Source organism: Allobosea sp. CCNWLY174, assembly GCF_037120455.1.
GTDB lineage: Bacteria > Pseudomonadota > Alphaproteobacteria > Rhizobiales > Beijerinckiaceae > Allobosea > Allobosea lupini.
In genome coordinates, this window is the sequence record NZ_JBBBBQ010000006.1 from 281492 (window position 1) to 295822 (window position 14331).

General features: G+C 68.0%; 15 protein-coding genes. 9 read left to right on the forward strand and 6 right to left on the reverse strand.

Translation table 11 applies throughout. The features are described 5' to 3' along the window. The first annotated feature begins 41 nt into the window (after nt 1-41). Nucleotides 42-323, forward strand: coding sequence for a hypothetical protein (locus V7S63_RS19180; protein ID WP_091834565.1), 282 nt, complete (start codon nt 42-44; stop codon nt 321-323). 84 nt (nt 324-407) lie between these two features. Here the strand turns inward: V7S63_RS19180 and cueR are convergent, their stop codons facing one another. Together cueR and V7S63_RS19190 are read right to left on the reverse strand one after the other, a co-directional pair. Then, complete coding sequence (gene cueR / locus V7S63_RS19185) at nt 408-800, reverse strand: Cu(I)-responsive transcriptional regulator (RefSeq protein ID WP_091834562.1); 393 nt, start codon at nt 798-800, stop codon at nt 408-410. Continuing rightward, nucleotides 797-3337: a heavy metal translocating P-type ATPase gene (locus V7S63_RS19190; RefSeq protein WP_336531364.1), complete on the reverse strand. Its 2541-nt coding sequence runs from the start codon at nt 3335-3337 to the stop codon at nt 797-799. Before V7S63_RS19190 ends, cueR begins: the two co-directional genes overlap by 4 nt. Nucleotides 3338-3521: 184 nt before the next feature. Here V7S63_RS19190 and V7S63_RS19195 point away from each other — a divergent pair, with 184 nt between their 5' ends. Next, nucleotides 3522-4262 (forward strand): 2OG-Fe(II) oxygenase, encoded by a 741-nt coding sequence (locus tag V7S63_RS19195; RefSeq protein WP_336531365.1) that lies wholly within the window; start codon nt 3522-3524, stop codon nt 4260-4262. Between the two features lie 9 nt (nt 4263-4271). Here V7S63_RS19195 and V7S63_RS19200 read toward each other — a convergent pair whose 3' ends face one another. The 4 genes from V7S63_RS19200 to V7S63_RS19215 all read right to left on the reverse strand — a co-directional run bounded on the left by V7S63_RS19200 (nt 4272) and on the right by V7S63_RS19215 (nt 7220). After that, entirely contained in the window at nt 4272-4736 is a 465-nt protein-coding gene (locus V7S63_RS19200; RefSeq protein WP_336531366.1) for an NUDIX hydrolase, read from the reverse strand. A gap of 232 nt (nt 4737-4968) precedes the next feature. Then, nucleotides 4969-5358 (reverse strand): c-type cytochrome, encoded by a 390-nt coding sequence (locus V7S63_RS19205; RefSeq protein WP_091834556.1) that lies wholly within the window; start codon nt 5356-5358, stop codon nt 4969-4971. A gap of 83 nt (nt 5359-5441) precedes the next feature. After that, on the reverse strand, nt 5442-6314 hold the full coding sequence (locus tag V7S63_RS19210; protein WP_336531367.1) for an alpha/beta fold hydrolase: 873 nt from the start codon (nt 6312-6314) through the stop codon (nt 5442-5444). Between the two features lie 318 nt (nt 6315-6632). After that, entirely contained in the window at nt 6633-7220 is a 588-nt protein-coding gene (locus V7S63_RS19215) for a helix-turn-helix domain-containing protein (protein WP_091834554.1), read from the reverse strand. Between the two features lie 136 nt (nt 7221-7356). On the opposite strand from V7S63_RS19215, the gene V7S63_RS19220 reads away from it, so the two are divergent. From V7S63_RS19220 to V7S63_RS19250, 7 genes are all read left to right on the forward strand, one after another. Then, nucleotides 7357-8112: a substrate-binding periplasmic protein gene (locus V7S63_RS19220; RefSeq protein WP_336531368.1), complete on the forward strand. Its 756-nt coding sequence runs from the start codon at nt 7357-7359 to the stop codon at nt 8110-8112. 93 nt (nt 8113-8205) lie between these two features. Further along, a complete protein-coding gene (locus V7S63_RS19225) occupies nt 8206-8868 on the forward strand; it encodes an amino acid ABC transporter permease (RefSeq protein WP_336531369.1) in 663 nt (220 codons plus the stop codon). Continuing rightward, the gene (locus V7S63_RS19230; protein ID WP_091834544.1) at nt 8865-9596 is read left to right on the forward strand and encodes an amino acid ABC transporter ATP-binding protein; all 732 of its coding nucleotides are present in this window, start codon (nt 8865-8867) and stop codon (nt 9594-9596) included. Before V7S63_RS19225 ends, V7S63_RS19230 begins: the two co-directional genes overlap by 4 nt. 11 nt (nt 9597-9607) lie before the next feature. After that, nucleotides 9608-10909 carry an NAD(P)/FAD-dependent oxidoreductase gene (locus V7S63_RS19235; protein WP_336531370.1) on the forward strand — a complete coding sequence of 434 codons (1302 nt, stop codon included), beginning with the start codon at nt 9608-9610 and terminating at the stop codon, nt 10907-10909. A gap of 31 nt (nt 10910-10940) precedes the next feature. Beyond that, the gene (locus V7S63_RS19240) at nt 10941-12485 is read left to right on the forward strand and encodes a xylulokinase (RefSeq protein WP_336531371.1); all 1545 of its coding nucleotides are present in this window, start codon (nt 10941-10943) and stop codon (nt 12483-12485) included. A 121-nt stretch (nt 12486-12606) separates the two neighbouring features. Continuing rightward, entirely contained in the window at nt 12607-13386 is a 780-nt protein-coding gene (locus V7S63_RS19245) for an SDR family NAD(P)-dependent oxidoreductase (protein WP_336531372.1), read from the forward strand. Between the two features lie 2 nt (nt 13387-13388). Continuing rightward, the gene (locus tag V7S63_RS19250) at nt 13389-14330 is read left to right on the forward strand and encodes an ABC transporter permease (RefSeq protein ID WP_100963139.1); all 942 of its coding nucleotides are present in this window, start codon (nt 13389-13391) and stop codon (nt 14328-14330) included. Nucleotide 14331: the final 1 nt, after the last annotated feature.

Below are 14331 nucleotides of genomic sequence, written 5' to 3' on the forward strand. Positions count from 1 at the left end.
GCACAATAAGTGCTATTTTAGGCATCCAAGGAGCCATCGAGATGCCCGAATACAAGAATCCCCCGCCGCGCATCCTGCGCCCGCGCAAAGAGCTGCCGACCCTCGAAGAGGCGGTGACGGCGGCCCAGTGCATGAGCGATTCGCCGGAGCAGCAGGCCGAGCTCGCCGCTCAGCTGATGGGCGTTACCGTCGCCGAGGTCGTGCCGCTGATCCGCAAGGCCGCGCACCGCACCACGGTGATGACGCCGAACCGGTCCGTCGTGGTCGTCCGCCGGCCGACCCGCACCTTCTCGCCGCGCCTCGCCGAGGCGATGCGGCGCTGAACGACGCTGTCGACGACACGTTCTTCCCGTATCGGCGAATGCCGGGGGCCCGGAAAGGCTTCCGGCATTTTGCTTTGCGGCGTCTCAGTTCGGCGAGCCGATGGTGTCGAGGATCGGGCAGTCCGGCCGCTTGTCGCCATGGCAATGGCTGGCGAGATGGCGCAGCGTCGCCGCCATCGCCTGCAGGGCGGCTGCCTTCTCCTCGAGCTCGGCGACATGCTTCAGCGCCAGCGTCTTGACGTCGGCGCTCGCCCGCGAGCGGTCGCGCCAGAGCGCCAGCAGCGCCGCGGTCTCCTCGACCGAGAAGCCGAGGCTGCGGGCACGGCGCACGAAGCGCAGCGTATGGACGTTCGGCTCGGCATAGACGCGGTAGCCAGATTGCGAGCGCGCCGGCGGCTCGATCAGTCCGATCTGCTCGTAATAGCGGATCATCTTGGCGCTGACGCCGGAGGCTTCGGCTGCTTGTCCGATGTTCATCCCATCCTCCCGTAAGCCGAAGCCGGGGCCGGGGTCGGCGCTGCGGCGATGTCCTGCCGCGCCGAAAAGCGGCGCAGCCTCAGTGCGTTGGCCAGCACGCTGACGCTGGAGAAGGCCATGGCGAAGCTGGCGAAGACCGGAGACATCAGCACGCCCCAGAGCGGGTAGAGAGCGCCGGCCGCGACCGGGATCAGCAGCAAGTTGTAGCCGAAGGCCCAACCGAGGTTCTGGCGGATATTGGTCATCGTCGCCTTGGACAGGCCGATCGCTTCCGGCACGTGACGCAGGTCGCCGGAGATCAGCACGATATCGGCGCTCTCGATGGCGATGTCGGTGCCGGCGCCCATGGCGATGCCGATATCGGCCTGCGCCAGCGCCGGCGCGTCGTTGATGCCGTCGCCGACGAAGGCGACCTTGCCGCCCTCTGCCTGCAGGCGCTTGACGATCGCCGCCTTGTCGGTCGGCAGCACCTCGGCCTCGACCGCGTCGATGCCGAGCCGGGTTGCGATCGCCTCGGCGGTGGCGCGGTTGTCTCCGGTCACCATGACGATGCGCAGGCCGAGCGCCCTGAGTGCCTCGATCGCCGCCGAACTCCCCGGCTTGACCTGGTCGGCCACGGCGACAAGGCCGGCGATGCTCCCGTCGACCGCGACATAGAGCGGGCTTTCGCCGTCGCGAGCCGAGGCTGCAGCCTTCTCGGCGAAAATCCCGGTGGCGACGCCGCGCTCCGCCATCAGCCGGGCCGAGCCGACCAGGACCTCGCGCCCGTCGACCCGGGCGGAGATGCCGAGACCGGGCTCGGCCGTGAAGTCCACCGCCGGGGCGAGCTCGAGGCCGCGCCGTTTCGTCTCGGCGACGATCGCCTCGGCGGAGGGATGCTCGGAAGCACTCTCTGCGGAGGCAGCGAGGCGCAGCGCCTCGTCCTCGACGAAGCCTTCAGCCGGGGTGAAGCGCGTCACCTCGGGCCGGCCCTTGGTCAGCGTGCCCGTCTTGTCGAAGGCGATGGTCGAAACCTCGCTCAGTCCCTGCAGTGCTGCGCCCTGGCGGAACAGGATGCCGAGCTCGGCGGCGCGCCCGGTGCCGACCATGATCGAGGTCGGGGTCGCCAGGCCCATGGCGCAGGGGCAGGCGACAATCAGCACCGCCACACCGTTGACCAGTGCATAGGTCAAGGCAGGCGAGGGGCCGAAGGCGAGCCAGGCCGCGAATGTCAGCAAGGCGACGGCAATCACCGCCGGCACGAACCAGTTGGTGACGCGGTCGACCAGCGCCTGGATCGGCAGCTTGGCGCCCTGCGCCTGCTCGACCATGCGCAGGATCTGGGCGAGCAAGGTATCGGCGCCGACCTTCTGCGCCCGAAAGCGCAACGCGCCGTTGCGGTTGATCGTGCCGCCGATCACAGCCGAACCGACGCTCTTATGAGCGGGAGCCGGCTCGCCGGTCACCATGGCTTCGTCGACATAGGAGGCGCCTTCGACGACCTCGCCATCGACCGGGATCTTCTCGCCCGGCCGCACCAGCATGAGATCGCCGACCCGGACATGCTCGATTGCGACCTCGCTCTCGACGCCGTCGCGCAGCACGCGGGCCGAACGCGCCTGCAATTGCACCAGCCGCTTGATCGCCTCGCTGGTCCGACCCTTGGCGCGGGCTTCGAACCAGCGCCCGAGCAGGATCAAGGTGACGATCACTGCGCCTGTCTCGAAATAGGTGTAGTCGGTGCCATCGGGCAGCCAGTCCGGCGCGAAGGTCGCGACGACCGAATAGGCATAGGCCGCGCCGGCTCCGAGCATGACCAGCGCGTTCATGTCGGGCGCAGCCCGCAGCAGCGCCGGCCAGCCCTTCAGGAAGAAGCGCAGGCCCGGCCCGAACAGCACGATGGTGGTGAGGCCGAAGGCGATCAGCTTCAGCACGAAGGCGTCGATGCGGGCATAGAGCCAGTGATGAAAGGCTTCGCTCAGATGCGGCCCCATCTCGAGCACCAGCAGTGGAAGCGTCCCCAGTGCCGCCACGACGACGGCGCGGAACAGGGCGGTCTGCTCGGCCTCGCGGCGGGTAGCGGCGGCATCGCTCTCGTCGCGGCGGCCCTCGTCGCGCGGCCTGGCCTCGTAGCCGGCTGCCGCGACGGCGGCGACGAGCGCCGGCGTGATGGCGCCGTCTGCGGCCCGGACGGTCGCCTGTTCGGTCGCGAGATTGACGTCGGCGCTCAGGACGCCCGGCACGGCACGCAGCGCCTTCTCGACCCGGCCGACGCAGGAGGCGCAGGTCATGCCGGAAATCGCCAGCGCGATCGTCGTCGCGCCCGGCTCGTAGCCGGCGCCGCGGATCGCATCGGCCACCGCGCCGGTGTCGGCCCTGGCGAGCGTTACGCGCGCCTTGCCTGTCGCCAGGTTGACCTCGGCGCCGTTCACGCCGGGGACCGCGGTGATCGCCTTCTCCACCCGCCCGACGCAGGAGGCGCAGGTCATGCCGTCGACCGGGATATCGATCACGCTGAGCCCGCTTGCTGGCGCTTCATGCTTCGCATGCATCGTCATGACGCATCACCTTCCTTCTCTCGTTGGAAGATGGCTACACCTTCCCATCATGGGAAGGTCAAGCGGTTGCTTTTTTGATGGCCGCGATGGCTCGGTCGGCTTCCTGTCAGGCAGAAACCGGGTGTCGCAAGTCGCTGCCGATGCGTTCCATCATCGCCAGCAGAACCGGTGAAGGACGCGGAACATGGCGATGGCGGCACTCCGCAAGACGGATAGGCAGGCGATGAATGAGGTCGCGGCTGCCCTCGACTGGCCGCGGATCGAGAGCGAGCTCGACGAGCACGGTGTCGGCCTGACCGGACCGCTGCTCGATGCCGGCGCCTGTGCTGCGCTACGCGCACTCTATGCCGAGCCCCAGCGTTTCCGCAGTCGCATCGTCATGGCCCGCCACGGCTTCGGCCGCGGCGAATACCAATACTTCGCCCAGCCATTGCCCGAGGTGATCGCGGCATTGCGCCCGCTGATCTACGGCCGGCTCGCCCCGATCGCCAATCGCTGGAATGCGGCGCTCGGTATTGCCCAGCGCTATCCGGACGCGCTCGACGACTTCCTGGCGCTCTGTCATGCGCAAGGCCAGGAGCGGCCGACGCCGCTGCTGCTGAAATATGGCGCCGGTGACTACAACTGCCTGCACCAGGACCTTTATGGCGACCTGTTCTTCCCCTTCCAGATGGTGATCCTGCTCTCCGAGCCGGGGAAGGATTTCACCGGCGGCGAGTTCACTCTGGTCGAGCAGCGCCCGCGTATGCAGTCGCGGCCCGAGGTCGTCCCGCTCCGGCAGGGCGAGGCGGCGATCTTTGCTGTGCAGCACCGGCCGGTTCAGGGCACGCGCGGAACCTATCGCGTCAATCTGCGCCACGGCGTCAGTCGGGTGCGCTCGGGCCAGCGCTACACCACCGGGCTGATCTTCCACGATGCGCGCTGATTCAGGCCGTCAGGGCGTCTTGAACCTCAGATCCCGGATGATCGCGCCGAGCGCCGGCTCGTCGACGAGATCGGCCGCATCGGCCTGGGTGAACCACTGGTTCCGCCGCTGGTCCTGCTCGGGCCAGCTCGCGAGCTGATCCTTCACCGCGAGCGGGTAGAGCCTGACCTTGCACAAGACGAAGTCGCGGGTGCGCCGTTTCCAGTAGGTGTAGCGGCCGACGGGCTTCTTGCCGATCTCGCCGATGAGGCCGGCCTCTTCCATGGCTTCGCGCGCCGCCGCCTCATGGCCCTTCAGCCCACGGATCGGCCAGCCCTTGGGCACGATCCAGCGCTGCGTCTCGCGGGTCGTCACCAGCATGATCTCGACAGCACCGTCCTGCCGGTGACGATACGGGATCGCACCGATCTGAACTTTTGGCTCGCCCGCCTTCTTTCCGACGCTCGCCTTTGCTGCCCTTGCCGACTTCCCCATGCGCCCTCCGGCGGCAGCATATGGTGATTCGGGGGGGCGCTTGCCAGTCAAATTTGTAGCCGGCAATGCTTTCAGGCTCAGCGCGCCGTCGGCGAGGCTTTGCGGAGGCTTCTGCCGGGCCGATATTTTCCTGTCCTGGACGGGGTGATGCCGGCGCCGTAACGGGCGGCGCCGGTGGCCTTGAGCCGGCACCGCCCGTCGCAGACCGGAGCGGCCGGGCTCGCGTGGTCTCTCAGAGCTTCTTGCCGTCCTTGTCGAACTGCTTGAGGAAGGCGGTGAGATCGGCGATCTCCTTGTCGTTCTTGATGCCGGCGAAGACCATCTTGGTGCCGGGGATCTTGGCCTTCGGGTCCTTGATGTATTCGGCGAAGACGGCCTCGTCCCAGGTGATGTTCGCACCCTTGTTGGCTGTCGAATAGCTGTAGCCCTCGACTGCGCCGGTATGGCGCCCGAACAGCCCGTTGAGCTGCGGGCCGACCAGGTTCTTGGCGCCTTCGCCGACCTGGTGGCAGGCCCGGCACTTGTTCCACGAACGCTCGCCGGCCGAGACGTCCTGGGCCCGGGCGGGGGAGGCAGCCATCGCGGCAAGGGCGAGCAGGGTAGCGCTGGCGATCAGTCTCATAGGGCAGTCTCTCCTCAGCTTAGACTCCTTCTGAGATAGCGCAGCCCGCTCCTTTGGATACAGGGGCAGTTCGTCGCGGTGCGCTACAGCGCCCCGATCCACTCGGCGACGTTGGCGGTGAAGGCGTCGGGCCGGGAGATCGGGAAGAAGTGCCCGCCGGTATCGAGCAGCGTCTTGCGCGCTCCGGGCATGGCGGCGGCGAGCTCCTCCTGCAGGAAGGCGGGCACGATCATGTCGTCGCGCGTGCCGAGGATCAGGGTCGGCGGGGAAAGCTCCCCGGCCCAGGCCGAGGCGTCGAAGGCACGCAGCGCATCGATGCGTTCGCGCACCACCTGCTTCGCTTCGGGGGTGTCGGGCGCGGTCGCGACGGCGGTCTCGTAGACGTTCCAATGCGCCTCGAGCCAGGTCGGAGGATAGGCCATCAGCGCGGCGGTCGCCGCATAGGCGCGCGGGTGCTGATCGAGAATGGCGAGGCGGGTCTCGAACAGCGCGGTCATGTAGCGGTTCTGCTTCAGCCAGCTGCCGCTGAGGATCAGCCCGTCGAGCCGCTCCGGCGCCTGGCGTGCCAGCGCAAGACCGATGCAGCCGCCGGTCGAGTGTCCGAGCACGGTGGCGCGTTCGACGCCGGCCGCATCGAGCACGGCGAGGCAATCTCTCGCCAGCTGGTCGATCGTGCAGGGCGCACTGCCGCGATCGCTGGCACCGATGCCGCGCTGGTCGAAGCGCAGGACCTGGAAGGAGCGGGCGAGCGTCGCGGCATTGTCGTCCCAGAAGGCGGCGCTGCCGGCGAGCCCGCTGACGAGCAGCACGGGGCGGCCCTGACCCTGCGAAACAGCCCGCAGCACGGCGTTATCGGGCAGCATCACCTTGAATTCGCCGTTGACCGCGACCCCATCGGCTGCGTTGGTCGGGGCAACATCGGAAGGGTCGTTCTGGTGCCGTCGCGCTGGTGTCATGGCAATCTGTCCTCTTGCGCGGGAAGGCCGGCTGATTGTCGAGGGATGAACGCGGGATCATTCGGCGCGCATGCGAACGGCGCCTTGATCTGGATCATGGACGTCGTCCGCCGCTGCGGACCGGATACGGTGCCGAACAGGACGGTCCTGCTGGCGGCTTGCCCTGCCATGCCGACCTCCCTTGCGTTTCCCCATGCGATTGATCGTGCCGAGGAGGCAGCGTTGTCCAGCTGCCTTTGTTCATGGCAGTATTGGCTTAGACGCAGATCGGGCTACCGGGAAAGAGCGTTGCTATGCGTTTTGTGCATGGTGATGCGGCTACAGGCAGTTGACCCAGAGCACGCGGGTGATGCCGTCGTGCTGGTTGGCGAAGCGATGCGGCCGGGAGGAGAGGAAGCGGAAGCTGTCGCCCTCGCGCATGACCCAGCTCTCGTTCTCGACATTCAGCAGCATGGCGCCGCTCAGCACGAGGCCGGCTTCCTCGCCGTGATGAATGTAGTGCTCGTCGCCGGTGCTGGCGCCGGGCTCCATCTCGACGATGAAGAGGTTGAGCTTGGCGCCTTCCGCCTGCGGGGTCAGCAACTGCTTGCGGATGCCGGAGCGCCAGAGCTGCAGTTCGCCGCGGTCCGGCTGGCGCACGATGGTGGCCGTCGGGTCGGCCTGCCGCTGATCGGTCGGGAAGAGCTCGGAGATTGCGGTGCCGAGCGCGTCGGCGACGGCGGCGAGCACGCGCAGCGTCGGCGAGGACAGGCCGCGCTCGATCTGGCTGAGGAAGCCGATCGACAGTCCGGTGCGGCTCGCAAGCTCTTCCAGCGAAAGCCGGCGCGCACGCCGGAGCTGGCGCAGCCGCGCCCCGATCTCACGGTCGACATGCAGATGCGGCAGGTCGGCGGCAGGCAGGCTCATCGCGATTCCTTCTCGGCTTATTTCATGTGCATGAAAATCGCTTGCCGGCAAGATCGTCCTATGCTCGTATCTTCATACTCATGAAAATATGAGCCGGCGCCTGCCCGGGCGTACGGACAAATGAGGGGACATTGCCATGGAACGCCGGACCTTCCTGACCCTGTTGGCTGGAGGCGCTGCCGCTGCGGCCGTTTCGCCGGCCGCCGCCCAGTCCGTCCTCAAGGTCGGCTCGACGCCGACCGGCATGCCGTTCACCTTTCTCGACACCAAGACCAACACGATCGAAGGCGTGATGGTCGACCTGGTCAAGGCGATCGCCGCTGCTTCGGACTTGAAGGTCGAGGTCGAGGGCATGCAGTTCTCGACGCTGGTCGCCTCGCTCACCGCGAACAAGATCGATCTGATCTCGGCGGCGATGTACATCACCCCGGCCCGCAAGGAGGTAATCGACTTCTCCGACCCGATCTATACGTATGGCGAGGGTCTGCTGGTCCCGGCTTCGGACAAGAAGGACTATGTCGAGCTCGCCGACATGAAGGGCTACACGGTCGGTGCCCAGATCGGCACGGCCTATGTCGATGCGCTGCAGAAGACCGGCCTGTTCCCCGAGGTGAAGCTCTACAAGACCTCGCCGGACATCCTCGCCGACGTCAATGCCGGCCGCGTCCAGGCCGCTTTCGCCGACGCGCCGATCATGGCCTACACGCTGAAGCAGGGGCAGTTCCCGAACGTCCGGCTCGTCAAGTCCTACAAGCCGATCATAACCGGCTCGGTCGGCATCGGTGTGCGCAAGAGCGACGGCGAGTTGCTGAAGAAGGTCAATGCCGGTCTCGCCAAGGTCAAGGCCGACGGCACGGTCGACAAGATCCTGGCGAAGTGGGGCCTGGAATAAGCCTTCCCGCGGCGCTCTGGCTTCGCCCGCCGCCAGGCGGCGGAGCGAAGCCTGCAGCGTCTTCGCGACCACCCCGTCGAAGCTGACCTTGTGATGCAATCCTTCCTGCGCGATGCCGCCCAGTTTCTGCCGCTGCTGCTGCAGGGACTGAAGTTCACTGTCCTCGTGACGCTCGGCTCGCTGGCGCTATCGACCGTGCTCGGCCTGGTCTGGGCCCTGATGCGCGTCTCGGGCGTGGCGTCGCTGGTGCTGGTCGCCAAGCTCGTCGTCAACACGCTGCGCGGCATCCCGATCCTGGTGCAGCTCTTCTACATCTACTTCGTCTTCCCGGAGTTTGGCCTCGCGCTGAGCGCGCTGCAGGCGGCGATCCTCGGCCTCGGCATCGCCTATTCCGCCTATCAGGCCGAGAATTTCCGTGCCGGCATCGAGGCGATCGACCATGGCCAGGTCGAGGCGGCGCAGTCGATCGGGATGGGCTGGTTCCTGATGATGCGCCGGGTGATCCTGCCGCAGGCGGTCAAGGTCGTGCTGCCGCCCTATGGCAACATCATGATCATGATGCTGAAGGATTCCTCGCAGGCCTCGACCATCACCGTCGCGGAGCTGACGTTGCAGGGTTCGCTGCTTGCGTCCTCGACCTTCAAGAACATGACGGTCTACACGCTGGTGGCGCTGCTCTATCTCTCGATGAGCCTGCCGCTGATCGCTTTCGTCGGCTGGCTCGAACGCCGCTTCGGCAAGGGAGCCAGGCGATGATCGAGCTCTCCGGCGTCACCAAGAGCTTTGGCTCCCATCAGGTGCTGAAAGGCATCACCGGCAGCGTCCAGCGTGGCGAGGTCGTCTGCCTGATCGGCCCCTCCGGCTCGGGCAAGTCGACGATCCTGCGCTGCATCAATGGGCTCGAATCCTATGACGGCGGCGCGATCACGGTCGATGGTGCCAAGGTCGACCGCGCCGATCGCTCGATCGTCGGCATCCGCACCGCCATGGCGATGGTGTTCCAGCGCTTCAACCTGTTCCCGCACCGGACCGCGCTCGAGAACGTCGTCGAGGGTCCGATCCATGTGAAGAAGGAGCCGGCGGCGCAGGCGCTGGCGCGCGGCCGCGACCTGCTCGCCCGCGTCGGTCTCGCCGACAAGTTCGAGGCGTATCCAGCCCAGCTTTCGGGCGGCCAGATGCAGCGTGTCGCCATCGCCCGGGCGCTCGCCATGCAGCCCAAGGCGATCCTGTTCGACGAGCCGACCTCGGCGCTCGATCCGGAGCTGGTCGGCGAGGTCCTCGGCGTGATGAAGAGCCTCGCCGAGGAGGGCATGACCATGCTGGTCGTCACCCACGAGATGGGTTTTGCCCGCGAAGTCGCCGATCGCGTCCTCTTCCTCGATGGCGGCGTCATCGTCGAGGAAGGCGCAGCCCGCGAGGTGCTGAGCGCGCCACGCAATCCGCGCACGCAGGATTTTTTGCGCCGCGTGCTCAAGCCGATCTAGGGGATATCGAGATGGCCGAGCCTTTTCCGCTGCAGCCTTCGCTCTGGCATGCGACGGCTCCGGCAGCGCCGCAGACGCCGCCGCTCGCGAGCGATGCCCGCGCCGATGTCTGCATCGTCGGCGCCGGCTATGCCGGCCTCTCGACCGCGCTGCATCTCGCCGAAGCCGGCGTCTCCGTCGTCGTGCTGGAGGCGCGCGAGCCGGGCTGGGGCGCGTCTGGCCGCAACGGCGGCCAGGTCATCCCCGGCATCAAATACGACCCCAGCGAGATCGTCTCGAAATATGGGACCGAAGCGGGCGCGGCCCTGGTCTCCTTCGTCGGCTCGACCGCCGATCTCGTCTTCGGGCTGATCGAGAAGCACGGCATGGAGGTGCCGCATCGCCGCGCCGGCTGGATCCAGGGCGCGCATACGCCGGCCATGGTCGAGACAGTGAAACGCCGGGCCGACGAATGGGCGATGCGCGGCGTCGGCGCGCGCTTCCTCGACGCCGATGCGGTCGGCCGCCTGATCGGTACGGACCGCTATCTCGGCGGCTGGCTCGACCCGCGCGGCGGCGGCGTCCAGCCGCTCGCCTATGCCCGCGGCCTCGCCCGTGCGGCGCAGAAGGCGGGGGCCGCGATCCATGGCCAGAGCCCGGTGACCGACTTGCGCCGCAATGGCGGCAACTGGGTCGTGCGCACCGCGCAGGGCGCCAGCGTCACTGCGCCGCGCGTGGTGATCGCGACCAACGGCTATACCGGCGACCTGATCCCAAAGCTGCGCCAGACGGTGATCCGGCCGAACTCCTTCATCGTCGCGACGGAGCCGCTCTCCGACAATCTCGCTGGCACGATCCTGCCGGAGGGGCAGGTCACCTCCGACACCCGCCAGCTCCTGCTCTATTTCCGCAAGGACCACACCAACCGCCTGCTGATGGGCGGGCGCGGTCCCTTCCGCGAGCCGCGGGACGCCGCCGACTGGGCTCATCTGGAGCGAGTCATCGGCAAGATGTACCCGCAGGCCAAGGGCCTAAGCTTCGACTATCGCTGGTGCGGCCGCGTCGCGCTGACCCGCGATTTTCTGCCGCATCTGCACGAGCCGGAGCCCGGCCTGCTCGTCGACATCGGCTGCATGGGCCGGGGCGTCGGCCTGCAGACGGCGATGGGCCGGGCGATGGCGCTCTATCTCTCGACCGGCGACAAAGCGAGCCTGCCGTTCCCGGTCGTGCCGATCACGCCGCTGCCACTGCACGCGCTGAACGAGCTCTATGTCTCCGCCATCATCGCCTGGTATCGCCTGACCGATGGCGGCATGAAGGACCGCGCCGCTTGACCTGCGCTGGTTCCTGACGCAGGGCGGGGACATGAGCATCGTCCTCGCCTGCGATCTCGGCGGCACCTCCTTTCGCGCCGCCCTCGTCGATGACACCGGCGCCATCCGCGCCCAGCACGCCATTGCCGGGCCGGCGAGCCGCGATGATCTCTCAGGCGCCTCGGAAATCGACGCCGAAGCCTGGTGGGAACTTCTCGTAGAAGCCTGCATCGCATTGACGGCCGAAGCGCCGGCGCTTTTCGAGGCGATCGGCGCCGTCGCAATCTGCGGGGTCACCCGTACGCAGATTTTTCTCGACAAGGACGGCCGGTCGCTGCGCCCGGCGATGACTTGGAAGGATACGCGCTCCGACGCGCTTGCGGGGCGCTTGCGTGAGGCGCTCGACGCAGCCCATCCGGAGAGCGCCGGGGTCAACGCGTTCCATCCGCTGGCGCGCCTCGCCTGGCTGCGCGAGCAGGAGCCGGAGGTTTTTGGCAAACTCGCCTGCCTGCTCGAGCCGAAGGACTACCTGAACTTCCGCCTGACCGGCCGGCAGGCGAGCGACCCCGTCTCGATGGCGCGATTGCTGGCCGCGGCAGCTTGGCATGAAGGCAGCCATCTCCTGGCGGCTGTGGGCATCCCGGCTGCGATCCTGCCGGCGATGCTGGAGCCCTGGGAGCAGGTCGGCCCGGTCCAGCACGGCCTGCCCGCGCCGCTCGATCGTCTCGCCGGCAAGCCGGTGTTCTGCGCCTCGAACGACACCTGGGCGGCGGTGGTCGGCCTCGGCGCCATGCGCGACGGCTTCGCCTACAACATCTCCGGCACCACCGAGGTGCTCGGGGTGGTCGGCCGCAAACCGGCACGGGCGGAAGGCCTCCTCACCGTCGACTGGCGCGGGCTGTTCCAGCTCGGCGGCCCCAGCCAGACCGGCGCCGATACCGTCTCCTGGCTGCTGGCGCTGCTCGGCCGCGATGGCGCAGCCGTCGGACAGGAGATCGACGCGCTGCTCTCAGGGTCGCGCCAGCCGCAGCCGCTGCTCTTTCTGCCCTATCTCCAGGGCGAGCGCGTGCCCTATTGGGACCCGTCCTTGCGTGGCGCGCTCGTCGGCTTGAATCGCCGGCATGGACCGACCGACCTGGCCTTCGCGGTGCTGGAGGGCGTCGCCTGCCTCAACCGGATCGTGCTGGAACGGGCCGAAGCCGCGCTCGGCAGCGCTGCGAGCGAAATCCGTTTCGGCGGTGGGGCCGCCGCCAATCCCGTCTGGAGCCAGATCAAGGCCGACCTCTGCGGTCGCCCGGTCGTCGTGGCAGCCTCGAAGGAACCCGGTCTGCTCGGCGCAGCGATCATCGCCTTCGCGGGGCTCGGCCGTTTCGGCTCGCTTGCTGAAGCCCAGCAGGCGCTCGTTACGGTCGCCCGCCGCTTCGAGCCCGATCCCGCTCGCAAGCCGGCCTATGATGCGCTTTTCGCCCTGTTCCGCCGGGCCGAGATGGCGCTGGCGCCGATCTCCCGCGATCTCGTCGGTGCTGCGCAGGATGGTGAGCCGCTCGCTTGTCTGGCGCGCCATGCGTCTGCGGCCGCAGACCTGCACGCCGATTGACGTTGCGGCTGGGGCGCTTGCGCCTTACCCAGATGGAACCAATCTCCCGAGAGAGGTCCATGCCGCGTTCCTGCCGCGCCGTCGCGTTTCGTCTCTCCCCGGTCGTCGGCAGGGCCGGCTGATGCCCAAGCCCGTCACCCTGATCACCGGCGCTTCCGGTGGCATCGGCAGCGCACTCGCGATGACGCTGGCACCGGCGCACAGGCTCGTCCTCTCCGGGCTGGAGGGAGGCCCGCTGGTCGAGCTGGCGGAGCGTCTCCAGGCCGAGGGCGCGGACGTCGCCGCCATGACCGGCGATGTCCGGGACCGTGATCTCGCCGGTGCGCTGGTCGAGCTGGCCGTGGAGCGCTTCGGTCGCCTCGACAATCTCGTGACCGGCGCCGGCGCCTCGCGGCCGGTGCCGCTGGTCGAGATGGAGGACGAGGAATGGGACAAGCTCGTCGACATCAACCTGTCGGCCGTCTTCCGCATCTCAAAGGCTGCCGCCCGGCGCATGATCGAGCAGGGCGAGGGCGGGGCGATCGTCCACATCTCGTCGATCGCGCATAGCAATGGCGGCGCCAACCTCGCCTATGGCTCGGCCAAGGGTGGCGTGGCGACGCTGACCTACGGCATGGCCCAGCAGCTCGGCCGCCATGCCATCCGCGTCAATGCGGTCGCGCCGGGGATCATCGACACGCCGATGGTGCGCCGCGGCTTCGCCAGTCAGTTCAATGCGCTGGTCGAGGGCGCCTCGCAGCGCACCCCGCTCGGGCGGCTTGGCCGGCCGGAGGATGTCGCCGGGGTCATCGCCTTCCTGCTTTCGCCGGCGGCCGCTTTCGTCACCGGCGCGCTGATCCCGGTCACCGGCGGCATCGAGATCCTCTCGCCGATCTCGGCGATCGCCAAGGGAAACGCCTGACGATGCGCGAGATCATCGGCCGCTACGGCACCGCGCTCGCCGGCCTCGTCCTGATCGTCTTCTTCGTCGCCTTCGCGCCGAACTTCGCGACGACGATGAACGTCATCAACGTGCTGAAGGATACGAGCTTCCTCGCCATCCTGGCGCTCGGCTTCACGCTCGCCCTGATCGTCTCCGAACTCGACCTCTCGATCGCCGAGGTCGCGAGCCTGTCGGCCGTCGTCACCGGCTGGCTCATCCAGGGACAGCAGCATCCCGCGCTCGCCGTCACAGCGGGGCTGCTGGTCGGGCTCCTCTGCGGCGCGGCCAATGGCTATGGCGTCACGGTGCTGCGCGTCCCCTCGCTGATCATGACGCTCGGCATCGCGGCGATCGCCAAGGGCTTCGCCTTCATGATCACGCAGGGCGTCGCCTTCGTCGGGCGCTGGCCGACCGGCTTTACCGGGCTGGCGCGCGGCTACAGCTTCGGCATCCCCAATCTCGTGCTCTGGCTCACCGCGGTCACGCTCCTGACCTATGGCCTGATCAAATGGACCCGCACCGGCGCCCATATGGTCGCGACCGGCGAGGCTGACGAGGCGGCCCGGCTTTCCGGCATCGCCACCAACAGGATGAAGCGCATCGGCCTGTTGCTGACCGGGCTCTGCGCCGGCATCACCGCCGTGCTGCTTGCCGCAAACCTGTCCTCCGCCGCGCCGAACATGGCCGGCGACTACCTGCTCTACGCCATCGCCGCCGTGCTGCTGGGGATGACCATGTTCGAGCCCGGCAAGCCCAACATTCCCGGCACGGTCTTTGCCGCTCTGGTGCTCAAGGTGCTCGGCAACGGCTTGGTGCTGATGGGCGCAGCCTATTACGTTCAGGACATCGTTCTCGGCGTCATCATCATCGGTTCGGTCGCCTTCTCGGCCAGCGCGTTGAAGAAGGCGGCGTTCAAGGTCTGAC